The following is a 1,524-nucleotide window of genomic DNA, read 5'->3' as shown; positions in this document are numbered from 1 at the left end:
GCCGGTTCATCGCCGTTGCCGACGCGGTACCAGTCGATGTGGCGCGTGGCCAGCATGGTCGCGGCGAGTGCGGCGAAGATCAGCAGCGCGCCCATCAGCAGCGCATTGTCTTCCGAGAGCAGGACGCCGTAGAGCACCGCGTAGAGCAGGGCGATGCCGGTGCCGAAAGCGATTCCGCGCCGGCGTTCGCGCAGCGCGCTGGCGAGATAGACGGTGATCAGCAGCGTGCTGGCGACGGCCGCGCTGGCGTAGGCGAGGGCGAAGTCGAGGTGTTCGGAGAGCCCGATCAGGAGCAGGAAGAAAGTGGCGAGCGCCAGGCCGACGAGCAGGTATTGCAGCGGATGAATCGCCAGCCGGCGCAGCGTTTCGGTGAGGAAGAACGCGGCGAAGGTGAGGACGACGAAGAGCACGCCGTACTTCACTGCGCGCTCGGACTTCAGGTAGATGTTGACCGGGTCCAGGTAGCTGACGCCCAGCGTTTCGCCGTGCGCCGCGTGTTCGGCGCCGCCCTTGACGATGCGCTCGAAGTTGCGGGCAAGGTGCGAGACTTCCCAGCGCGCGGTAAAGCCTTGCTCGCTCACCTGGCGCATCGTCGGCAGGAAGCGGCCCTGGAAGCTCGGGTGCGGCCAGTCGGAGGTGAGCGCCACGCTCGTACTCTCGCCGGCCGGCGCGATGTTCAGGTGTTCGAGACCCATCAGCTTGAGCGGGAACGAGAACTCGATGCGGCGGGCGGCTGCCAGGTCGACCTTGCCCAAGGCGATGTGCAAGCCGGCGCCGGGGAGCAGGCTCTGCGTTCCGGTGGCGAAGCGGCGCGCCGCGCCGTCGATCAGCACCTCGGGGTCGAGGCCGACACCGCGCGGGTCGGACAGGCCGAGAACCAGGAAAGCCTGCGCGTCTACGAGTTGCGGCGTGCCGTCGAGACCCAGATGCGGCGGCAGCTCGGCGGTGCCGGTGAACGCCAGATCGAGGTGGTAGAGGCGCGCGCCGTAGAGCCCGCGATGACGCATCTCGACACGCGCGCTGCCGGCGATATCGAGCTTTTGTGGCGGCAGGACGCGGCAGCGCTCGACGATCTCGTGGCGCACGCTTTCGTGCCCGGTCGAGGCATCCTTCTCGCGGTGCTCGATGCGTTCGCGGTAGCGGATGGCGAGCAGCGGCCCGACCACGGTTTGCGCGCCGGCCGCCGCCTCGGCGATGTTGCGCACGACTTCGGCCTGGCGCACGCTGCGCTCGCGCACCTGGTGTTCGATCATGCCGAGCGGAACGAGCAGGAGCAGCGACAGAACGGCGATGGCAAACAGCTTGAGGATGAGTTTCTTTTGCATGGCAGGCTCCCGGGGTGAACGATGGAGCGAGTCTGCGGCGCGACGGTGAAGCGATTGTGAAGCGGGTGTGAAGTGCCGGTTGTCCGCCGGGTGTCCCGCGCGTGTCCGCCGCGTGTTCGCCACGCGCGAGCAGTGCGCCTCGCCGGCGGCGGTCGTTCAGCGCGGCAGCACGATACGCGCGATGGCACCGCCGCTCGGC

At 68.6% G+C, this 1,524-nt stretch carries 1 protein-coding gene; it reads right to left on the bottom strand.

The features are described 5' to 3' along the window. A partial coding sequence (gene creD / locus PKE44_RS19355; protein ID WP_324554483.1) for a cell envelope integrity protein CreD occupies window positions 1-1,448 on the bottom strand: 1,448 nt, incomplete at its 3' end. Window positions 1,449-1,524: the final 76 nt, after the last annotated feature.

Source organism: Plasticicumulans sp. (assembly GCF_035331805.1).
Classification (GTDB): Bacteria; Pseudomonadota; Gammaproteobacteria; order Competibacterales; family Competibacteraceae; genus Plasticicumulans.
The sequence above is the reverse complement of the archived record's forward strand: the minus strand, read 5'-3'. Positions and strand labels throughout refer to the sequence as shown.